The organism is Streptomyces sp. NPDC001056 (assembly GCF_053598955.1).
On sequence record NZ_JBSFLI010000023.1, the window covers coordinates 17,368 to 38,546 of the forward strand.

16 protein-coding genes and 1 tRNA gene are annotated in these 21,179 nt (G+C 72.1%); 11 read left to right on the plus strand and 6 right to left on the minus strand.

Annotated elements, in window-relative coordinates:
- Positions 1–23: 23 nt before the first annotated feature.
- The 3 genes from ACWDD7_RS25170 to ACWDD7_RS25180 all read left to right on the plus strand — a co-directional run bounded on the left by ACWDD7_RS25170 (position 24) and on the right by ACWDD7_RS25180 (position 3,053).
- Positions 24–926: a LysR family transcriptional regulator gene (locus ACWDD7_RS25170; RefSeq protein WP_351872701.1), complete on the plus strand. Its 903-nt coding sequence runs from the start codon at positions 24–26 to the stop codon at positions 924–926.
- A gap of 275 nt (positions 927–1,201) precedes the next feature.
- Positions 1,202–1,561 carry an MmcQ/YjbR family DNA-binding protein gene (locus tag ACWDD7_RS25175; protein ID WP_351872703.1) on the plus strand — a complete coding sequence of 120 codons (360 nt, stop codon included), beginning with the start codon at positions 1,202–1,204 and terminating at the stop codon, positions 1,559–1,561.
- Positions 1,562–1,625: 64 nt separating this feature from the next.
- Positions 1,626–3,053: an MFS transporter gene (locus ACWDD7_RS25180; protein ID WP_450459014.1), complete on the plus strand. Its 1,428-nt coding sequence runs from the start codon at positions 1,626–1,628 to the stop codon at positions 3,051–3,053.
- 94 nt (positions 3,054–3,147) lie between these two features.
- On the opposite strand, the gene ACWDD7_RS25185 is transcribed toward ACWDD7_RS25180, so the two are convergent.
- The gene (locus ACWDD7_RS25185) at positions 3,148–4,071 is read right to left on the minus strand and encodes a transketolase family protein (RefSeq protein ID WP_351872709.1); all 924 of its coding nucleotides are present in this window, start codon (positions 4,069–4,071) and stop codon (positions 3,148–3,150) included.
- Between the two features lie 44 nt (positions 4,072–4,115).
- On the minus strand, positions 4,116–4,823 hold the full coding sequence (locus ACWDD7_RS25190) for a transketolase (protein ID WP_450459016.1): 708 nt from the start codon (positions 4,821–4,823) through the stop codon (positions 4,116–4,118).
- Positions 4,824–4,948: 125 nt separating this feature from the next.
- Between ACWDD7_RS25190 and ACWDD7_RS25195 the strand changes: the two genes are divergently transcribed.
- A tRNA-Pro gene (locus ACWDD7_RS25195) sits at positions 4,949–5,022 on the plus strand.
- Positions 5,023–5,796: 774 nt separating this feature from the next.
- Here ACWDD7_RS25195 and ACWDD7_RS25200 read toward each other — a convergent pair.
- Positions 5,797–6,405 (minus strand): TspO/MBR family protein, encoded by a 609-nt coding sequence (locus ACWDD7_RS25200; RefSeq protein WP_450459017.1) that lies wholly within the window; start codon positions 6,403–6,405, stop codon positions 5,797–5,799.
- A gap of 337 nt (positions 6,406–6,742) precedes the next feature.
- Here ACWDD7_RS25200 and ACWDD7_RS25205 point away from each other — a divergent pair, with 337 nt between their 5' ends.
- The 5 genes from ACWDD7_RS25205 (at position 6,743) to ACWDD7_RS25225 (ending at position 12,718) form a co-directional block, all read left to right on the plus strand.
- The gene (locus tag ACWDD7_RS25205; RefSeq protein ID WP_450459018.1) at positions 6,743–8,287 is read left to right on the plus strand and encodes a SpoIIE family protein phosphatase; all 1,545 of its coding nucleotides are present in this window, start codon (positions 6,743–6,745) and stop codon (positions 8,285–8,287) included.
- The gene (locus tag ACWDD7_RS25210) at positions 8,284–9,339 is read left to right on the plus strand and encodes a cobalamin B12-binding domain-containing protein (protein ID WP_450459019.1); all 1,056 of its coding nucleotides are present in this window, start codon (positions 8,284–8,286) and stop codon (positions 9,337–9,339) included. Before ACWDD7_RS25205 ends, ACWDD7_RS25210 begins: the two co-directional genes overlap by 4 nt.
- 174 nt (positions 9,340–9,513) lie before the next feature.
- Complete coding sequence (locus ACWDD7_RS25215; RefSeq protein WP_450459020.1) at positions 9,514–10,557, plus strand: effector-associated domain 2-containing protein; 1,044 nt, start codon at positions 9,514–9,516, stop codon at positions 10,555–10,557.
- A gap of 121 nt (positions 10,558–10,678) precedes the next feature.
- The gene (locus ACWDD7_RS25220; RefSeq protein ID WP_351872727.1) at positions 10,679–10,843 is read left to right on the plus strand and encodes a hypothetical protein; all 165 of its coding nucleotides are present in this window, start codon (positions 10,679–10,681) and stop codon (positions 10,841–10,843) included.
- Between the two features lie 36 nt (positions 10,844–10,879).
- A complete protein-coding gene (locus ACWDD7_RS25225; RefSeq protein ID WP_450459021.1) occupies positions 10,880–12,718 on the plus strand; it encodes an HEXXH motif domain-containing protein in 1,839 nt (612 codons plus the stop codon).
- A 70-nt stretch (positions 12,719–12,788) separates the two neighbouring features.
- Here the strand turns inward: ACWDD7_RS25225 and fxsT are convergent, their stop codons facing one another.
- The 3 genes from fxsT to ACWDD7_RS25240 form a co-directional block, all read right to left on the minus strand.
- On the minus strand, positions 12,789–16,757 hold the full coding sequence (gene fxsT / locus ACWDD7_RS25230) for an FxSxx-COOH system tetratricopeptide repeat protein (protein WP_351872733.1): 3,969 nt from the start codon (positions 16,755–16,757) through the stop codon (positions 12,789–12,791).
- A gap of 273 nt (positions 16,758–17,030) precedes the next feature.
- Entirely contained in the window at positions 17,031–18,476 is a 1,446-nt protein-coding gene (locus ACWDD7_RS25235) for a VMAP-C domain-containing protein (protein WP_351872736.1), read from the minus strand.
- A 168-nt stretch (positions 18,477–18,644) separates the two neighbouring features.
- The gene (locus tag ACWDD7_RS25240) at positions 18,645–18,953 is read right to left on the minus strand and encodes a trypco2 family protein (RefSeq protein ID WP_351872738.1); all 309 of its coding nucleotides are present in this window, start codon (positions 18,951–18,953) and stop codon (positions 18,645–18,647) included.
- Positions 18,954–19,354: 401 nt separating this feature from the next.
- On the opposite strand from ACWDD7_RS25240, the gene ACWDD7_RS25245 reads away from it, so the two are divergent.
- Entirely contained in the window at positions 19,355–20,203 is an 849-nt protein-coding gene (locus ACWDD7_RS25245; protein WP_450459022.1) for an IPT/TIG domain-containing protein, read from the plus strand.
- Between the two features lie 121 nt (positions 20,204–20,324).
- Positions 20,325–21,179: IPT/TIG domain-containing protein (locus ACWDD7_RS25250; protein WP_450459023.1), on the plus strand; the 855-nt coding region annotated here is incomplete at its 3' end.

The following is a 21,179-nucleotide window of genomic DNA, read 5'->3' on the forward strand; positions in this document are numbered from 1 at the left end:
TATCGCCTGGGATAATCGGGGGCATGATCGAGGCACGGCGGCTCCACATCCTCCGTGCGGTGGCCGACCACCGCACGGTCACCGCGGCGGCCGCCGCGCTCTATCTCACCCCCTCGGCCGTCTCCCAGCAGCTGACGGCCCTGGAGCAGGAGACCGGCCACCGGCTGGTCGAGCGGGGCGCCAAAGGCGTACGGCTCACACCGGCCGGCGAGATCCTGCTCGGCCACACCAACGCGGTCCTCGCCCAGCTGGAGCGCGCCGAGGCGGAACTCGCGGCGTACGGCTCGGGCGAGGCCGGCACGGTCACCGTGGCGGCCTTCGCGACCGGCATCGCCCAGGTCGTGGCTCCCGCCGTGGCCCGCCTCGCCACCACCGCGCCCGGCATACACATCCGCGTCCAGGACGCGGAGGGCGACGCCAGCCTGCCGATGGTGCTCGACCGGCAGGTGGACGTGGCGGTGGCCGTCGAGTACCGGGGCGCGCCGCCCGCGGACGACCCCCGCCTCACCCATGTCCCGCTCTACGCCGAGCCGTTCGACGCCGTCGTCCCCGTCGGCCACCGCCTCGCCGACTCGGCCGAGGTCCCGCTCGCGGAGCTGGCCAAGGACCCCTGGATCGGGCCCTACCCCGGCAACCCCTGCCACGACGTCGTCGTCCTCGCCTGCGAAAGCGCCGGCTTCCAGCCCCGCCTCGAACACTCCTCGGACGACTTCCGTGCCGTCGTCGCCCTCGCCTCCGCCGACGCGGGCGTCGCCCTCGTCCCCCGCTCCGCCCTGCGCGGCATGGACCTCACCGATGTGATCGTCCGTCCCGTCGACGGCGTGGCCCCCACCCGCCGCGTCTTCGCCGCGGTGCGCCGGGGCGCCGAGGGGCATCCGCTGATCAGGCCGGTGCTGGAGGCGCTGGGGTCGGCGGCCCGGACGTGAGCGTGCCGTAGCGGGCGAGCCGGTCGGCGAGGTGGCCCGCACCTGATCGACGGACGGTGGGACCGACGTCTCGCCGGTGACCTGGGCGAGCCCGCTCAGGGGCCGCCGGGATGGCGCGGCGGCCCGCACGAGCGGCTCACCGATGTGCGCGCCGGCCCGGTCACGGACCTCGGCGTCGGCGGCCACCGGCTCGGCGGGCACCGGCGGTCCGGCCCTTCGGGCGTCCGGTTCGGCCGGCCGGGTGACTGTCAGTGGCGGACGTTACGGTGCGGGGCATGCCGGATGCCGAAGATGTACGACGTATCGCGCTGTCCTTCCCGGACACCACGGAGAAGACCGCCTGGAACATGCCCACGTTCCGGGTGGCCGGGAAGATGTTCGCGACCTTGCCCGAGGACGAGACGTCCGTCGCCGTGCGCTGTCCGAAGGAGGAGCGGGACGAACTCGTGCTGGCCGAACCGGAGAAGTTCTGGATCGCCGGGCACGAGGCGCAGTTCGCCTGGATCAGAACGCGGCTCGCGGCTCTGGAGGACGAGGCCGAACTCCGCGACATCCTCGCCGACTCCTGGCGCCAGGCCGCCCCGCCCCGACTCCTCGAATCCCACCCCGAGTTGGGCCTTCCGCCCACTCCGTGAAAACTCCGGTGGCCGGGGGAGGGACGTGGGATGATCCCGCGTTGTCGCGAGGGAGGGGAACGGCATGACCGGGGCGGCGGGGCCGGACGGGGACGGCGCCCTTGACGAGGGTGCGCCGGGTCGTGACGACCAGCGGACCGGGGAGACGGGGGTGCGCACGGGCGAGGGAACGACGCCACCGCCGGCCGCGCCGTGGCCGGGGGCCGGGACGGGACGGGGCCGGTCGGGGGATGCTCGGGCTCGGCGGGTCTGGTCGCGGGACTTCGGGCTGTTCTTCGCGGCTCGGGCCGTCGCGCGGCTCGGGGACACGATGTTGCCCGTCGCGCTGGCCGCCGGGTTGCTGGAGCACGGGTACGGCGCGGGCGCGGTGGGGCTCGCCATGGCGGCGTCGACCGCCGCCTTCGCCGGGCTGGTCGTCTTCGGCGGGGTGATCGCCGACCGGTTCAGTACACGGCGGCTGATGATCGGCGCCGACCTGACGCGGGTCTGTACCCAGTCCCTCGCCGCGGGGCTGCTCTTCGACGGGCATGTGGTGCTGTGGGAACTGTGCGTCATCGGCTTCGTCAACGGCACGGCCGCCGCCGTGTTCCAGCCCGGCGTGGCCAGTACGGTGCCCCGGCTCGCCGCCGACGTCCAGGGCGCCAACGCCGCGATCCGCGTCGCCGAGTCCTCCTCCCAGCTCGCGGGTCCGGTCGTCGCCGGTCTCCTCGTCGGCTTCGCCTCGCCCGGCGCGGTGTTCGCCGCGCACGCCGGGACCTACGCGGTCAGCGCCCTGTGCCTGCTGCTGCTCCGGCTGCGGCCGCTGCCCTTGGGCACGCTCGCCGCCACCGGCCGGGGGCTGCGCGTGCTGCGGGCCGATCTGGTGCAGGGCTGGCGGGAGTTCAGGTCCCGGACGTGGCTGTGGGCCGTGATCGCCATCTGGTGTCTGTACATGATCGCGGTGTACGGCCCGACCGTCCCGCTGGTGGCCACCGAGGTGGTCCGGCACCACGGCGCCCGCGCCTACGGCCTGGTGAACTCGGCCCTCGGCGCGGGCACCGTCGTCGGCGGCCTGTTCGCCATGCGGCTGCGTCCCCGCCGCATGCTCAGGGCGGGCGCGCTGTTCCTGTGCCTCTACTTCACCTTCCCGGGCGCCGTGGGACTCGGCCTGGACATGCCGGCTATCGCGGCGGGCGCGGCGCTCGCCGGGGCGGGGATCTCCTTCTGGGGCGTGATGTGGGCGACGAGCGTGCTGACGCAGGTCCCGGCCGAGTCCCTCAACCGCATCCACTCCTACGACGTCGCGGGCTCGCTGGCCATGATGCCGATCGGCCAGGCCCTCGCGGGCCCCGCGGCCGGCGCCCTGGGTGCCCGCCATGTCCTGCTGGTCGCATCGGTGGCCAGCCTCGCCGTGGTCGCCTTCCTCCTCGCCGTCCCCGCGATACGCACCCTGGTCCGGGCCGACGCCCGCCCGGAACCAGGGGTCGCGCAGGACGCTCCGGCCCCGGGCTGACGGCCTCCCCGACCGCGGCCCCGCCACCGAGCGCGCCCCTACCCCGCCTGCGTCTCACACCCCGGCCCACCCCACCCCACCCCGCTCCGGTGCCTCACACCCCCGAGCCCCCTCCCGCCCCCGCCCCCAAGAACCCCCCGATCCGCTTCCGCAACCCCCGCGCGTCCAGGCCGTGCGCGGCCGTGTGCTCCTCGACGGTGCCGTAGCGGCGCAGCTCCCCGCGGTCGACGCCGAGGCCGAGGACACGGTGCGGGAGGTCCGCGAGGGCGTCGTTCACCGCGCCGGTCGACGTGCCGGCGAGATACGGCTCGACCAGCACCACGTCCGTCCCCGCCGCCTCGCTCGCCCGGCGCAGCCCGGCCGTGTCGAACGGACGTACGGTCGTCGCGTACAGCACGGTCACATCCATGCCCTCCGTCGCGTCGAGCACCGCGTCCAGCAGCGGCCCGACCGCGATGACGACACCGGCACGTCCCTCCCGTACGGTCAGGAACCGCGCGCCGTCGACCGGTCGCGCCTGCCGGTTGGACTGCAGGGAGAGCCGTACGTACACCCGGTCGTCGCCCGCGGCGACCGCGTGGCGCAGCAGGGTCTCGGCCTCGTCGGGGTGTCCCGGCACATGGACGGTCCAGCCGTCCAGGGTGTCCAGCAGCGCCACGTCGCCCGGCGCCATGTGCGTGAACCCACCGGCCGGCCAGTCGAAGGAGGCGGCCGCGCTCACCAGCACCGCGCCCGTGCCCTGGTGCCCGAAGTCCAGCTTGACCTGCTCGAACGGCCGCTCCACCAGAAAACTGGCGAAGGTGTGGACGACCGGCCGCAGCCCGGTCAGGGCCATTCCCGCCGCCGCCCCCACCAGCAGCTGCTCGCGGATGCCGACGTTGATCACCCGCTCGGGATGCCGGGCGATGGCCTCGTGGAACGCGTCCTTGCCGATCTCGGCGAGGACCACCGCGACCCGTGGGTCCTCGTCGAGGAGCCGGGAGACGACGGGAGCGAAACGGTCACGCATGGTGTCCATGGAGATGCCGCCCTTTCGGAGCGTGAGGGAGAGGAGGACGTGTTTCAGGCGTTCTTCGGCTCGACCCGGGCCACGACCACGTGCGGGCGCCCCGGATGCGGCGCCGTGAACGCCTCGTACAGGGCCGCGTGATCCCGCCCGTCGGCGGTCACCGCCGACCAGCCCGCCGCCTCGAACCGCGCGGCGATGCCGCCGGGCCGCGCATGGCTGGCGGAGGCGTTGTCCACCACCACGGTGTGCAGCCGGTCCAGCCCGGCGGGTCCGGCGAAGGCGATGGCCTCGTGGTTGCTGCCCTCGTCCAGCTCGGCGTCCCCGATCAGCACCCAGACCGCCGGATCGTCCAGGCCCTGCGCCCGCAGCCCCAGCGCGGTGCCCACGCCGATCGGCAGCCCGTGCCCGAGCGACCCGCTGCCGATCTCGGCGCCCGGTACCAGCACCCGGTCCGGGTGGTGGCCGAGCGGGGAGTCGTACGAGCCGAAACCGGGCAGCCATCCGACCGGCAGGAACCCCTTGGCGGCCAGCACCGCGTAGTACGCCATCGGGCCGTGCCCCTTGCTCAGCAGGAACCGGTCCCGGCCCGGATCCTCCGCCCGCTCCGGCGTGACCCGCAGCACCCGGTCGTAGAGCACCCACAGCACGTCGAGCGTGGAGGTGGCCGCCGGGCCGTGTTTCTCGTCCCCCGTCATCAGGCTCATCAGACCAGGCAGGTCGGCGTACCCGTGGGCGAGGTGTTCGTCCGCTGTGATCGTCATGGGCGACAGCCTGCAACCTCGACCAAACTTGAGGTCAACCCCGGAAGTCGTGCGCGATCACCGAGCCGAGTGCGGTATTGTTTTCCTGCACGTTGTGATCGGGGAAACCGCAGGTCAAACGGTGCCGGGACGTGGCGCAGCTTGGTAGCGCACTTGACTGGGGGTCAAGGGGTCGCAGGTTCAAATCCTGTCGTCCCGACAAGGGTTTATCCCATTGTCGCAGGTCGGAGGCCGTTTTCTCGTTCGCGAGGAAGCGGCCTCCGGCGTGCTCCGGGTCCCCCCCGGGTCTTGCCTCTCACATTCGTCTCACGGTTTTCACGGTTGGACGGTTGCTCTCCGCGATTGACGATCCTTGCCGGCGGGTTCGCGCTTGACGCGTCTGCCATCGATCAATAGCACGTCGGCAGGTCCAGGCTGCCCAATCGCCGAGCGAGTTGGGCGGCGGTGAGGGCAGCCGCGGCTATCTTCACCGAAGGGCTGGCGTGAGGGGGCCGACACTCCTGGCGCGGCGTCAGGTGCTGGCCACGCAGATATGGCGGAGGAGCTCAGCGGTTGTCAATGAGCACCTCTGACAACACCTGCTGGTCCCTGAAGCCGCGTACGTCCGGCTCGGCTCGCCCCGCGATCGACCCGGCGGTGGCTCCCTACCTGGCCGATACCGACCCCCTCGTCCGCGAGGCCGCCGTCGGCGCCGCTGGCCACCTTCTCAGGAATCCCGACCTGCTCACCGACCCAGATCCGGCGATCCGCGCCTGCGCCGCCCTCGCCCCGCCGATGACCCGCGCCCCACGGCCATCCTTCTGGATGCTTTGTCGGACCCGCATGCCGCGGACTACTGGTTCGACCCCGAAGTCCTTCGATGTGGGCCACCGCTGTTCAGCCCCTGAGTCGACAGCCGCGGCCGCGCCGTGGTGAGGAGCGGCATCGGAGGCTCCAGAAGGCGCGGAAGCCGCTGGCCGTCAGGCCGGACGGCTTATCGGCAGCCGCCGTTCCGGCGGACGATGTCGGCGTTGAGGGTGGTGGCGAAGGCACACCAGGCCGCATAGGGGATCAGGGCCGCCGCGGCGGTCCGGTCGACGCGGACGGTCACCCGCAGGAGGCCCAGAGTGCTCAGAGTAAGGAGGGCGGTGCCGGCGAGACCGGCCCGGGGGCTCCTGGCGGCAAAGAACAGCCGGCTCCAGGACGCGTTCAGGGCCAGGTTTGCAGCCAGTGCCCCGACCAGCCGACGGCGCTCGCCGCCACCCGCCCGGTTCGCGGCGTGCCCGGCGGCGAAGGCGATGCTCCCGTACAAGGGGGTCCATACTGCACCGAACGCCCACGAGGGTGGCTGCCATGGTGGTTTGGACAAGGTTTCGTACCAGGCGCTGTGGGGATCCACGGCTCGCGCGCCGGTCACCGCCGTAGTCGTCACCGCGGCCGCAGCCAGCGCGTAAGCGGGCCAGCGGCGCTTCGTCTCACGGCGCCTGGAAGGTGCCAGAACTCGCATGACGGATATATGCCCCGCGGCGTGCGCGGTGAGACCCGACCCGATTCTTCGCCGTCCGTCCGGGCGAGGGGAAGTCTGGTGTCGCTGCCCGCGCATCCGCCCGACCCTGACCCGCGGGACCCCACGACGGCCCTGTCGAGATCGCGCTACCGTTGCTTCGGGGGGAGTCTTCGGGCGATGTGAAGAAGGCGGTGATCCAGTTGATGGACAACCTGCCTTGCCATGCGGCAGGTCTCCCGTGCGCCGCTGCCGTGGCCGACGACAGCGTGAGCCGGCGGTGACCAGCGGCGGCCGCGAGACACCCCGGCGCAAGCAGGCGCCGGGTCTTTCGCTCCTTCGTTCGCCTGCTGCGTCGCGCCGACAGGAGGAGCCGCGTGCCACGCCGGCGACACCAGGACTGCCGACCGGCGTGTCCGCGAGGTTGCTGGATCTAGTGGATCAGGCCGTCGTAGTCTGCGACGCGGCCGGGTTGCCGAGCTGGTGCAACGTCCAGGCGAAACGACTCTTCCCTCAGCTGCGCATCGGTGAGCCGCTCCACGGGCCGCTGTCGCGTGCCATGGCCGAGGGCGCGGACTGCTTCGAGACGGTCTCCGACGGGCGCCGGTTGTCAGGGCACCGGGTGGTGCTGCGGGGCCACGGGACTCCAGCCGGTCACTGCGTGTGGTTGGTGCGCGACGACAGCGCGGTCCATGAGCGCCAGAACGAGATGATGGCCGAGCGGGCCCGCTCCGCCTTCCTGGCGGAGGCGGGGAAGCAGCTCGCGGCCTCCCTCCACCACGGCCGTACGGTGCGTGCGGTGGTGCGGGTGGCGGTCCCCGCCCTGGCGGACACGGCCATCCTGTTCCTGCCGGTCCGGGGACGTTGCGTGGCCTGGCACCTCTACGGGCCGGACGAGTGCGCCGGCCAGTTGCCGGCAGCGGCGTTGGACCAGGCTCCGTCAGTGGCCCACGCCCTGAGAGGATTGGTGGAACAGCCCGTACTGTGCGACTGGCAGGAAGTGGCGCGGCTGGGCGGAGCGCTGCCGCAGGATCCGAATCCGGCTGGTCAGGCCTTGGTGGTCACGCTCCCCGGGCCCGGGATGCCGGCCGGCGTACTGGTGCTGGCGCACGGGCCGCAGCGGACGGGCTTCGGCGCGGCGGACGTCGAGCTGGCGCGGGAGTTCGCCGCGCGTGCGAGCCTCGCGCTGGAGGCTGCGACTTTCTATGCCGAGCAGGTGCACACCGCTGCCGTGCTGCAGGACGGGCTGGAACCCGACCCGCTTCCGCACGTGGCGGGGGTCCACCTCGGGGCTGCGTACCGGCCCGCCCGCGAAACATTGCGGCTCGGCGGCGACTTCTACCAGGTCCGGGCGGACGCCGAGGGCGGTGTTGGGTTCTTTTTCGGCGACGTCTGCGGCAAGGGAGTCGAGGCGGCGGTGTTCGCCGGACGGGTGCGGCAGAGCCTCCGATCGCTGGCTCTGGTGGAATCCCGGCCCGTGAGGATGCTGCAGCTGCTCAATGAGGCGCTTTGGGAGGGAGATCCCACTCCCTTCACGACACTGGTGACGGGGTCCGTCGGCTTGGCGCGAGACGGCGCGCTGGACGTCGTGCTTGCAGGTGGCGGGCATTTGCCACCACTGGTGCTGCGCAAGGACGGCAGGGTGGACGAGGTGCACATCGGTGGGACGCTGGTCGGCGCCCTGCCCGACCCGGACTTCCACCAGACGGAGATCCGGCTGGCAGCCGGCGAACTGTTGCTGTTGTACAGCGACGGTGTGACCGAGGCGCGCGGTGGGCCGACGGAGCAGGAGATGTACGGCGAACGGCGGTTGATGCGCGACCTGGCCGCCTGCCTCGGCATGCCGGCCGGCGCGGTCGCCGAGCGGATCGACCTGCGCACCGGGCAGTGGCTGGCCGGAGCCGACCACGACGACCTCGCCGTTCTCGCCGTGCAGGCCCCCGCCCTTGCGCCGTCAGCGGACGTGGAGCAGCCGCGGTGACCGCCGAGCGCTCCGACGCCATCGAGAGTGTTCGCACGGCCTTCGACGACCACCTGGCCCGAGCGGACGAGACGGCCGCCGTGGCGCTCGTCCTGGACCTTCTCGCCCGCGGCGTCAGCGCCGAGGACGTGCTGCTCGACCTGATCGCACCCGCCCAGGCAGCGGTCGGCGAGCGCTGGGTGGCCAACGAGTGGAGTGTGGCCCAGGAACACGCGGCCACCCATGTCAGCAACCGGGCCGTCGCCGCACTCGCCGCCGTGACCGTGGTCCCCGACCCTCCTCTCGGGAGCGTGGCGGTGGCCTGTCCGGACGGCGAATGGCACACCCTGCCCGCCCATATTGTTGCGGAGGTGCTACGGCTGCGCGGCTTCGCGGTACGGTTCCTCGGTGCCGGTGTACCCACCGCACACCTGATCTCGTATCTGCATCAGAACGGCTCTGATCTGATCGCCCTGTCGTGCATGCTGGCGGTGCGCCTGCCCCGGATGTACCGCACGATCGAGGCGTGCCGACTGGCGCGCGTACCGGTCCTGGCCGGTGGGGCCGGCTTCGGGCCGGACGGCATCTGGGCTCGTACGCTGGGTGCCGACCTGTACGCGCGCACCGCGGTGGACGCCGCTGACCTGCTGGCGGAGCAGTGGCCGCCGCCGCTGACCGGGGCGCCCGCACTGGACCACCTGGCTGACGGGGAGTACGCCCAACTCGTCAGCCGCCGCGGTGATCTTCTGCGGCACCTGGTCGACCACCTGCACCGATGCTTCCCGCCGATGCGGCGATGTGCCGACGAGCGGCATGAGGCCGCTGTCGAGGACCTGGGTCTCCTGGTGGACTTCCTCGCCGCCGGTGTCTTCGTCGACGACCCGCGCGTCTTCACGGACTTCCTGGTCTTCCTCGCCGATGTGCTGGCCCCCCGCGGGGTACCGCCGGCCGGCCTGGACCTGGTGGTTCGGGCCCTCTGCGAGCCGTTGAGCGATCTTCCCCGCACCCTGACCCACCTGGCAGCGGGTCGAGGACGACTGGAGCGGGCCGGACACACCTGGACGGACGCCTGAGCCCTGCGGCAGGTCACCGGAGACGCACGCTGGTGGCGGCCCGGGTTCCGGCTTCGGAGACATCCGGAGTCGGCCCTCGGTCGTGTTCGGGGGACGGGGCGGCGGTCGGTCACCGGAACCTCCCGGTGCCGCCCGAACCGCGTATCTCCTGGGTCCGAGGGGTAGGGGACGGACGTGAGGGGACCGGGGGAAGAGGGGCTGGACGCGGCGCGGGTCGCCGAGGTGCTGGTGGAGGGGAACCCGGGACGCCGGGGGTCCGGATACCGGGTCGGGGACGGATGGGTGCTGACGGCCGCTCATGTGGTCGCGGGAGCCGCGTCCGTGCGGGTACGGTTCGACGCGGACCGGCCGGGGGAGTGGGACTCCCCCGCACGGGTCGCGCTGGAGGCCGAGGCCGCCGATGTCGCGCTCCTGGAGATCGAGCGTGTACCGGCGGGCCGTACCGGCATCGCGCCGCCGCGCTATGCCGCCGCGCCCGACGCGGACGTGGTACTGACCTTCAGCGCGATGGGATTCCCGCGGTTCAAGCTGCGCGCGGACGGGGACGCGCCGGGCCGGTACCGGGACTCCTGCCATGTCACCGGCACCGTCTCGGTCCTGTCCAACCTGCGCGAGGGGACCCTGGAACTGGCCGTCGCCGCACCACCCGCCGACACCGAGCCGCACCGCTCCCCCTGGGAGGGCATGTCGGGCGCGGCCGTATGGTGCGGAGGCGCGGTGATCGGCATGGTGAGCGCGCACCACCGGTCCGACGGCCTCGGCAGGCTCGCGGCGCGGCGGGTGGAGCGGTGGTACGAGTCGTTCACGGCCGCCGAGGCGGAGCGGTTCCAGCGGTACGCCGGTCTGCCGCCGCGCGCCGCGCTCGGCCTCGCCGACGGCGCCGAGGGGCGCCGCCCGGTGACCGGTCTCGCCGGGCTGCCGTCCGACCTGCCGCTGCGCGAACTCAGCGAACTGGTCGACGCGTTGACCGCCGTACCCGCTCTGCGCAGCGGGAACGGCATGGCCCTCGTGCTGGACAGCATCAGCGACCGGGTGGCGGCCAACAGTCCCCGTGATCCCCGGCTGCGGATGGACGTCTACGGCATCGTGCGCACCTGTCTGCGCTATCCGGGCACACTCGACCAACTCCTCGAAGCCGTGCGATTGTTGGAGGGTCCCTCGGCCGAAGTGGACCGAATGGACGGCGCGGCGGCCCGGCTCGCCCGGTACCGCGGCTGACTCGTTCTCGCGGGGCCGACGGATTACGGGGTTTCGACTTGTGCGGCGCTGGGTCATCATGGTTGAGGCACATCGCTGACTCATGGGTACGGGAGGGGACTTGGCAGCCGTGGAGCATCCGATGCCTGCCGTAGAGTCCGGTCTCGTCGATCTCTCCGGTGTCTCCCTCGAAGTACTGCGCTCCATGGACGGCGCCACGTTCACGGAGTCCCTGGAGCAGCTGCTGCACCACATCGACGGTCCGCAGGCCATCACGGTTTCGTACAACCCGTCCCGCTTCGACTGAGTGACGAGGTGATCAGCAGGGTGCTGTGGGGGACACGTGGCCGTTGACGCCACGAAGACGGGGGAGCATCCGCCGTACCACCGGCTCTCGGCAGCCGGCCTCAGGGATCTCGCACACGGCGAGGGCGACGGCGCGGTCATGGCGGAACTGCTGCGCGCGGAGCGCAGCCGCCGGCTCCTGCTGCTGCGGGCGCTGCGCAACGGAGCCTCCCCGGACGATACCGGCCCAGACGGCACGGACGCCTTCGCCCAGGGCTGGGACCTGCTGGAACGCGCCCAGCGACACGCTCCCGAGGTGTGCGAGGACCTGCTGATGTCGCCGAACACCGGCATGTGGGTGTCGCTCGCCGTGCGCCGGATCAGGGGGCGGGTCTACGAGGACGCGCCGCACTGGGTGGTCATGGGACATCTCGCCGCCCTCGCCGCCGCCGCGGCGGTACGGGCCGGGCTGGAGTTCGAGATCACCGTCCCCGTGCGCCGCGGCCTGGTGCCGCTGCCCACGCTGGGCTGCGCGGTCCTGGCGGACCCCGAGCCCTGGGGTACCGCCCGGGTCACGGGGCGCGACGGCCGGGTGCGCGTCACGGGTGCGGGTGGTGTCGTGGAGGTCCCCACCGACCCGGACCGGCGCGCGCGGGACTGGATACCGGTGCGCAGGACGACGCTGGGGACCGGAGGACGGACGAAGTCCCTGGTGCTGGAGGACCTGGACCCCTACCGGACGTTCCCCCAGCCGAGCGACCCCAGTCCGCTGGCCCCTGAGGAGGCGGCGTACTGGGAGTCGACGCTCGCCGAGGCCTGGGAGGTGCTGTTCCGCGACGATCCGGCGAACGCCGAGGCGATGCGCCAGGGCCTGATGTCGGTGGCGCCGACCCCTGCGAGAGAAAGGTTTCGGCCGCATAGCAGCACGGCCGGCGACGCCTTCGGCGGGGTCAGTGCGTCCCGGCCGGACGATGTCGCCCAGCTCGCCGCGACCCTCGTGCACGAGTTCCAGCACACCAAGCTGGGCGGGCTGATGCACCTGGGGCCGCTGACCGAGGCGACGACGGACCCCGAGGCGCCCGGAACCCTGCTCTACGCCCCCTGGCGGGACGACCCCCGCCCGCTCGGCGGACTGCTCCAGGGCATCTACGCCTTCCTCGGCGTGACCCGCTTCTGGCGCGCCCATCGGCACACCGCCGACCCGGCCCACGCCCCCCTGGCCCACTTCGAGTTCGCTCTCTGGCGCACGCAGGTGTGGGCCACGCTGAACGCCGTCCGCGGACACGAACGGCTCACCCCGCTCGGGCGGTACGTGGTCGAGTGCCTGACCGAGCGCTGCGCCGCGTGGATGACCGACGAGGTCCCCGTGACGCCGCTGCGCCTGGCCGAGGAGGCCGCGGCCGACCACCACGCCCGCTGGCGCGCCCACCACCTGAGCCCACCCGCGAGGGCGGTCGAGGAAGCGGTCCGCGCCTGGCGACAGGACGCCCCCCGGCCGCCGTCGGCCCTCGCCGCGGCACCCCTCCTGGTACCCGACACCGAGGTCCGCTTCTCGGACAGCACGGCCGTCCTGGCCCGGTACCACCTCAGCGACCCCGAGGGAGCCTGGCGGTGCCCCGGCGGCGTCGACGGCGCCGAAGCCGCCGAGGTGCGGCTGCTGCGTGGCGAACACGCCGCGGCCCGCGCCGCGTTCGCCGCCCGGTTGTCGGCCAAGGGGGCACCGGCCGCCGCCTGGGCCGGTCTCGGCCGCGCCCTCGCGGCCGACCCGGCCCAGCGGACCGCCGCCCAGCTGCTCCGCCACCATCCGGAGCGCGCCCGCGCCGTACAGGACGCGCTTGAGGTGACGACCGGCCGTGGGGCGGACCCGGTACGGCTGGCGGCCTGGCTCGGGACGTGACACAGGGGACCGGACGGCCCCGCGACACGGCCGTGCGGGGGCCCGCCGAGCGGCGGCGCCCCCACCCCTGTCACAGCGGCAGCGGATCGATGTCGCAGTTGGCCCGGCCCTGCTCCCTGAACTGCACCGTCGCCGGGTGCCGCGTCCCCGAGTCAGCCTGGAGGCGTGGGGCGTCCAGGACGCGCTCCATGCGCATCAGGGTGTCCTCACGGAGCGCCGCGCACTCGGCCTCGGCGCCGGTCGCGAGGAGGTCGAGGGACAGGTTGGCGGCGCAGGCCAGCGTGGTGGGATGGTCCTCGCCGAAGGTCTCCCGGCACAGGGCCAGCGTGTCCTCGCCGCGGTGGCGCGCGTCCTCGTGGTGGCCCAGGGCGGCCAGATCGCTGGCCAGGTTGATGGCGCAGACGAGGGCCAGGGGATGCCCGGCGCCGAGCCGGTCGGTGAGCGAGCCGAGCGCCGCCTCGTCCAGCCGCCGCGCCTCCTCGGGCCGGCCGAGCAGTCGCAGGGTGACGGCGAGGTCGATGTCCGCCGACAGGACGTGCGGGTGGTGCGGGTCGTAGATCTGCCGGTAGCCCTCGCATGCCTTGACGCCCCGGGTCCGGGCCGCCTGGAGGTCGCCGTTCTGCCGCAGCGCGATCGACAGGGCCAACGCGGAGGCCAGCGACTGCGGGTGGGTCTCGCCGTAGCGTCGGGTGAACTGGGCGTGCGCCTCGGTGGCCAGGTCCAGCGACCGCGCGTGGTCGCCCGCCTTGCGGGAGGACTCGCTGAGCTGGCGCTTGGCCTCGATCGTGGAGGGGTTGCCCTGGCCGAACACGTCCCGGAAGGCGCTCAGCACGGACTCTTGCAGGCTGCGCGCGCCCACGTAGTCGCCGGTCTCGCGCACATCGATGGCGACATGGTTCTCGGAGTGCAGGGTCCGCCGGTCCTCGCGGCCGAACAGCCGCAGTTTCAGGCTCAGGGTCCGCCGGTCGAGTTCCAGCGCCCCCTGGAAGTCACCGACCAGACGCAGGCTCACACAGAGGTTGTGCGCGATGTTCAGGGTGGTCGGGTCGTCCTCGCCGAAGGCCCGGTGCGCCCGGTCGTACGCGATCCGGTCCAGCTCGGCGCCGGTGGCGAACCTGCCCTCCACACGCCGTACCGCCGCCTCCAGCTGAAGCGCGTCCAGCGCGTCCTCGCGGGTGTCCTCGCCGTCCGCCGGGGCGGTGCGCTCGTACACCTCCCGCAAGTGGCTGACCAGCCGCGCCGCGTCGTCGAACCGGCCCACCACCCAGTACATGAAGCAGAGCCACTGCCCCATCAGGAGGGTCTGCTGGTCCTCCTCGCCGAAGATCTCCAGCCAGGACTTCCAGGCCTGCTCGGAGAAGTCGAGCGAGACGTCGTGGTCGCCCCACCGGTAGAGGTACTCGGCGACGTTCCGGACCAGCTGGCGCACCCAGGGCTGGTCGGACCTGATCGCCCCGGACGCGATGACATGGCTGTACAGCTCCGCATAGCGGGGCCAGCTCGTCGGTTCCTCGGGGGACTTGGGGTCCGCGGCAGCGAGCAGGGTGTGCGCCCCGTGCCGCATCCGGGCCTGCTCCTCGGGCGACATACGGTTGTTGAGGACCAGCTGGACCAGGCGGTGCATCTCGATGGAGTTCGTCCGGTGGTCGATACGCGCCAGCGAGTACCGGTTGACCTCTCTTATCGCGCGGGCGAGCCGGATCGGGTCGTTCAGCGCGGCGTCCAGCTCGGGGAAGATGCTGCTGTTGCCGAGGCCGGAGAAGATCGAGCGGGAGATCGGGTCGGGCGCGAAGTAGGAGCACAGCTGGAGCAGCCGCAGGGCCGCGGGGCTGCGGGTCTCCAGGTGGTCGAGGGAGACGTTCCACGCGGCGGCGACCGGGAGCTGGTAGTCCGGCGGCGGGGCCACCTCCAGCAGCTCCATGCGCTTGTTCTCGAACAGCCGCAGGTACTCGGACGCCGGCATCCCGGTCTCGGCCCGCCAGGCCGCCGCCTGTTCGAGGGCCAGCGGCAGATCGCCGAGCGCCTCGGCCAGCGCGTCGGCCTCCTCCTCGCGCAGCGGCGGCCCCGAACGGCGCAGCAGCTCCTTGCTCTCCTCGCGGGTGAACACGTCCACCTCCAGGGAGCCGCCCACCTGCCCCCAGCGCCGGTTGCGGGAGGTGACGAGGATGGTGCCGTGGCCGCCCTGCGGGAAGTAGTGGCGCACCTGCTCGGGGTTGTCGGCGTTGTCGAAGATCAGCAGCCAGCGCGAGTACGGCCGGCCCTCGCGCAGCGCCTCGCGGACGGCGGGGCCCGCGATGTTGGCCTCGGTGGTGGTCACCAGGCCCAGCCGCTGGGCCAGTTCCACCAGGGCCTGGCCGATCTGACCGGGCCGCTCGGAGGGGATCCACCACACGATGTCGTACTCGGACTGGTGCCGGTAGGCGTACTCGATCGCCAGCTGGGTCTTGCCGACGCCGCCCATCCCGTGGATCGCCTCCGGGAGCACCGTGGTGGTGCCCTCCCGCAGCCGCTGGTCGAGCAGCTCCAGCAGTCCGCTGCGCCCGGTGAAGTTGGGGTTGCGCGGCGGCAGGTTCCCCCAGACGCGCGGCTGTGTGGTGCGCTCTCCCTCCACGGTTTCCTGAGGCGGTGTCGGCATCGATGTGGCTCCTTCGGAAACGGTCCGGGATTCCGGCTCGGCGGCGGGTCCGTCCGCATCGGAGGCCGAGGCGGTCGGCGCGGATCCCGTGGATGTGCGTCGCAACTTTTCCAGGGTGAACTTTTCCAGGCTGACTGCGTAGCGCCGATCGTGCCAGCTCAGCACCTTGGCCAACATCGCGGCGCGCTGGTCGTACCGCCCGGACAGGGCGCGCAGCGCGGTCAGTTCCACCCGGAAGAAGGTGATGTTGCGGCTGGTGACGCTGGGCATCGCCAGCGTGTCCAGCGGTTCGTCGGGAGAGGGCAGCAGGGAACGGGTCGCCTCGTCCCCGGCCAATAACCCCCGGACGTCGTACAGCACCCGCGCGGTCGCGCTGCGGCGCCCCAGCGCCAGCAGCTCCTCGCGGACATCGGGCGCGAAGTCGAACACCACGTCCGTCGGCCCGTCACCCCGCGCCGGTACGGGCCGTACCAGACCGCTCATCAACAGCTCGGAGACATGCACCGGGGCCGCGTCCGGGGTGGCCGCGACGAGCGCCCGGATGACGGGCAGGCTCAGCGGCGCGGCGGCCAGCCGGGTCGCCAGCGTGAACGCCGTGGGGCTCGCCGCCGCCCGGAAATCGGAGACGCGTTCGGCCGCGGGCACCGGGCTGTACGGGTCGGGCACGTCCTGCGCCCAGGGCAGCGCACGCGCCGCGTCCGGCCTGCTCTTCCACTCCCGTGCCTGTACGGCGGACAGATCCAGCCATTGCGGCTCGGCTCCGGACACCAGCCGGATCAGCGCGGCCGCCCACCGCTCGGACAGGGCCAGCACGGGTACGACGACGGGGGCGGCCGCCTCCGCCTCGGCGCCGGCCTCCCCGGCGTCCTCCGTACCGGCCGGCGCCTCCCGCTCCGCCCAGCTCCAGGCGCTGTTGGCCGTCCACGGGCGCGGGGCGCGGATGCGCATCCGGTACACATCGAGCCCGGTGCGGAACCACAGATGCGGGGGCAGCAGATGCACCACCGCGACCGGGTACGCGCGCCCCCATGCGCGCAGCAGCGGATGCACGGTGCCCAGGCGCCAACCGGTGGCGATGCCGTCGGTCAGCACCAGTACCACCCGGCGCACACCCGCGGTCGTGCCGAGCGGCTCCTCGGCGCGCACCTGCGCCGGAGTCGTCTCGTCGGTCCCCAGCAGCCGTACCACCCGCACCCGGGTGAACTGTCCCGCCCGCTCCAGCTCGTCGACGAGATCGCCCCCGACGGGGCCGTCCCACACCCGCATCGTGGGATGCGCGTCGACGACGAGCACCGCCTCCACGGGGTGCCGCCCGGCCGACCGGCCGAGCCGGCTCAGCACACGGGCGGCCTCCTGGCGGGCCCGCTCGGCCTTCGCCGGTCGCTGTTCGTCGTCATCGTGCATGAGTGCTCTCAAGGCGCCGTAGTGACGGTGAGAGGGCGGTGGAGTCCCGCAGACTCCAGGCATGCGTGACATCCACGAACCAAGCCTCGCAGCGCGACCACCCCCGAAGCAAGGACGCACGGAAGCACGCGGGCGGTGTACGCCGCAGCACGGCGGAAGCAGGGTGGCGGATTCGGAACGGACGCGGGCCGGTGGAATCACGCCGGTGCATGTCGGGCACCCCCACTCACCTTTCGGGGACGGTCGGTGGACACACGGATCCGGCCGGCCGCCTCACGGCTTCACCGGCGCGAGTGCGGGACCCGGCGGCTCCGGCTTGCGCTCCGGATCGTCGAGCAGGATCGCCAGATGGCGCCCCACATGGTTGTCCCACCCCTCCGGTCCCATGGCCAGTGCCTCCTTGCGCCAACGTCCGGTCCGCTCCAGCAGCCCGGCGAGCCCCCGGTCCTGCACGATCTCGGCCACCGCCTCCTTGAAGGCGGGATCCGCGCAGTCGCCGCGGTGCCAGATCATGGCCGGAACACCCGCCCTCAGCCCCGCCAGATACTCCTGGCGGCTGGTGGCCGAGTCCGTGCCCGGCGGCTCGCTGAGCACCAGACAGACGGCCTGCTCGTCCTCCTTCAGCTCCCGCTCCAGATGGAAGTGCGAGTTGCCGGGACGGTTCCAGTACGAGTGCGTCTCCGCCGGACGCTCCTTGAACTGGCGCCACTTGTTGTGCCAGGGGCGGTGCCACGCGGCCTTGCGCAGACGTTCGAAACTGCGGACGAGGACCGTGTAGTCCATCACCAGGGGGGTGGGCGAGTCGGAGGCCGCCTCCTTGTGCCACCACTCGACGGGTTCCCCCAGCAGCTCCCACGGGAGGATGAATTCCAGTACGACGGGTTGCCGCAGATCCGACCAGCGTGCCTCGGTCTGCTCGATGAGCGTGTCCACCTCGGCAGGCAGGTCGTCGCGGTGCAGATGCAGTATCTCGCCCGGCACCGGGTGCCAGCTGTCGGCGTCCGACTGGCGCCAGTGCGAGAGGTAGTACCGGTCGGGATCGACGCCGTCCGGCTCGAACTGGATCATCAGATAGGCGGGCATCAACGAGGCCGGCTGATCGGTGAGGCTGTCGCGCTGCCACTCCGCCATCTGGTCCTCGAAGCCCCACGTGCGGGCCTGCCGGCGGTTCCAGCGGCGCAGCCGCTCGGCGGCCTCCCGCAGTCCGTCCTCGACCAGCTGGTCGGCGGCCAGGGACAGGAACGCCATGCTCACGGGCAGCTCCCGCGCCGCCGAGTTGCCGCCGGCCAGGCGTAAGAACACCGCCCAGCCCGAGTCGCACCAGGCGGGCAGCTCCTGGGTGCGCGAGCGGCTGGCCCGGCGCGCCATCGCGGCCAGCGTGGCCGCGGAGCGCAGTTCCATCAGGTCGGGGCGCAGCGGGTGCAGATCGGCGCCGTCGAAGAAGTCGACCGCCTCCCACTCGTCCACCAGGCGGTGCAGCGCCAGCACGGTGACGGACTGCTCCTCCACATAGCCGAGGCAGCGCACCAGACAGGGCAGCCCGTCGGGGATGCGCGCGCAGACCTCCACGAGTTGCAGCAGATACGGGCGCAGCGCTCTGTTCTGCAACGGCTCGACGGACGTGCCCAGTTCCTGGCTCAGCATGGTCACCAGCAGCTCGGCACTGGTCGGGTGCCGCAGGGTGGCCGATTCCTGGAGCACGTCGACGACTTTGGCCACCAACTCGTTGCGTACCCGCGCGGGGTTCCGCCCTTCCACCCCCGTGACCTCCGATCGCCACCTGCCGCCGTCCGTTCCCACTGACGGTGCCGCCCAGCGTACGGCCACCCGTCCCCCCACGTCAGGGTGTTGGGACAGTGCGGCGGCCGTACCGCCCCGGCGCCTTTGTCAGCGTTCTCCCTCTTCTTCCTCCCCCGAGACCAGCACCTTCACGTGCGTCCCGTCCGGAGCGACCAGCTTCGGGTGCAGGGTGAGGCGGACGCGATGGGTACGCGAGGACTCCAACCGGCCCTCGGCACCGGCCTCGACCACCCAGAACCGCACCTTGCCGTTGGCGCCGCCCTTGCGGCTCACCACGACATCCGCCTCGACCTCGACGGGCCCGAGCTCGAACCGCACGACACCGGACGGGCCCCGGGTCAGGGCGTCGTTCAGCTCCTGGCCCAACTCACTGATCATTTCAGCCAGTTCGATCACATGTCGATCCTATCGGGGGAGGGCGGTCCGACGCAGGGTGAAAGGGCGTCAGTTCGCCGAGACCCCTGGTTTCGATCCGAGCGGAGCCGGTGCCGCTCCCCGTCGCTCACCGGGAGGCGTCGCCGGTGCCGCACGCGGTTCGAACGCAGGGCCATACGGGTGATGCCGCGTCACCTCCTCTTGATTCACGGTCACCCTGCTGGCGTACTGCAAGTACCAACCAGTTGGGCCGCCCGTCCCTCCGCTGGGGAGCGAGGCAGCCGACTGGGACCGTACGGCCCCAGCTCGCGACGTCGTGACGGGCACCCTGGTGGGGAGACGGATCCTTCAGCTGACGCCTCGGTACTCCTGGCGCCGGCTTGTGCCGCGGCTCAAGGACCCGCTGAGAAGAGGAACGCAGTATGGCCAGCATCACCGCAGTCAACACGGCTACCGACGGCAACCGGGGCTCGACCGGGGACGCTCTGACGATCACCGGCAGTGGCTTCACCGCGGTCGGCTCCACCGTGAGGGTGAACTTCGCCGCCACGTCGGAGACGATCGTGGTCAACGGCACCGTCGCCACCGCCACCACGGTCACCACCACCGTCCCGACCCTGGCCGGCGCCGGCGTGTACAGGGTCTCGGTGACCATCCCGAGCACCAACTCAAGCACCAACAGCCTGACTTTCTACGACATCGCCGCCCCGGTGTGCGATTCGCTGAGCGTCACCACCGGGATCGTCACCCCCACGACGCCGACGAACATCACCGGGACCGGCTTCGCGGGAGCGACGGCGACGGACGTCAGCTTCGGCACCGGCAACCCGGGCACGACGGGCTTCTCCGTGACGGGGGACACCCTGATCACCTGCATCCCCCCGACCGGAGGCACCTTCGCGACGGCCACCGAGACGGTGGACGTCACCGTCACCAACCTCGGCGGCACCAGCCCCGTGACCAGCAACGCCCAGTTCACCTACTACAACCCTCCCGCCCCGACACTCGCGAACCCCGCCACGAGTGCGGCCGTCGACCTGCCCCGCTCGGTCGATGTGACCGGCAACTTCCTGGGCGAGGCCAGCGGCGTGGCGTTCTTCCTCACGGGCACCACCACCGGCGGGACGCCCGGCACCGACCTCGTGCCCATCGGCGACGGAGAGATCCTGATCACTGCGCCCGCCCTCGCCGCGGGAACCTACTGGATCGCGGTCACCACTCCGGGAGGTACGAACGTGGAGGCCGGGTCCGCCACGCTCACTGTCACCTGACCGCGACTTCCCACACTCCCCAGATGGTTCTCCGGTACGTCACCTCTACAGGGCCGTACCGGTCACGTGCCCCGGCTCCGGCCGGGGCGCACCGCAGTCGGCACACACGAAAGGGCCCTCCATGGCTCCGGTGATCAGCGCCCTCAATTCCGACCAGGGTCCTACCACGGGCGGGAATCCGGTCACCATCACCGGCACGGCTCTCACGGGCGCGACGTCGGTGCGGTTCGGGACGACGTGGGCGTCCTTCAGCGTCGTGAGCAGCACGCAGATCACCGCCATCGCGCCGCCGGGGACACGGCCGGTCACGGTCACGGTGTCGACACCGGGGGGCACCAGCAACGGCCTCGTCTACACGTACGTCTCCACTCCCGCCCCTCACATCACGGCCCTCGCTCCCGTTCAGGGTTCCACGGCGGGTGGGAACGCGGTGGTCGTCTCGGGCTCCTCGTTCACCGGTGCGACGAGGGTCTCGTTCGGTGGTGCGGCGGCTGTCTACAGGGTGGACAGTGATGGTCAGATCACCGTCACCGCGCCGCAACACGCGGCGGGTCCGGTCGACGTCACCGTGACCACTCCGAGGGGCAGCAGCAACGCGGTCGGCTATACGTACGTTTCCGTTCCTGCTCCTCACATCACGGGTCTTGTTCCTGTTGAGGGTCCGATTGCGGGTGGGAACGCGGTGGTTGTCTCGGGCTCCTCGTTCACCGGTGCGACGAGGGTCTCGTTCGGTGGTGCGGCGGCTGTCTACAGGGTGGACAGTGATGGTCAGATCACCGTCACCGCGCCGCAACACGCGGCGGGTCCGGTCGACGTCACCGTGACCACTCCGAGGGGCAGCAGCAACGCGGTCGGCTATACGTACGTTTCCGTTCCTGCTCCTCACATCACGGGTCTTGTTCCTGTTGAGGGTCCGACTGCGGGTGGGAACGCGGTGGTTGTCTCGGGTTCGGCGTTCAGTGGTGCGACGTTGGTT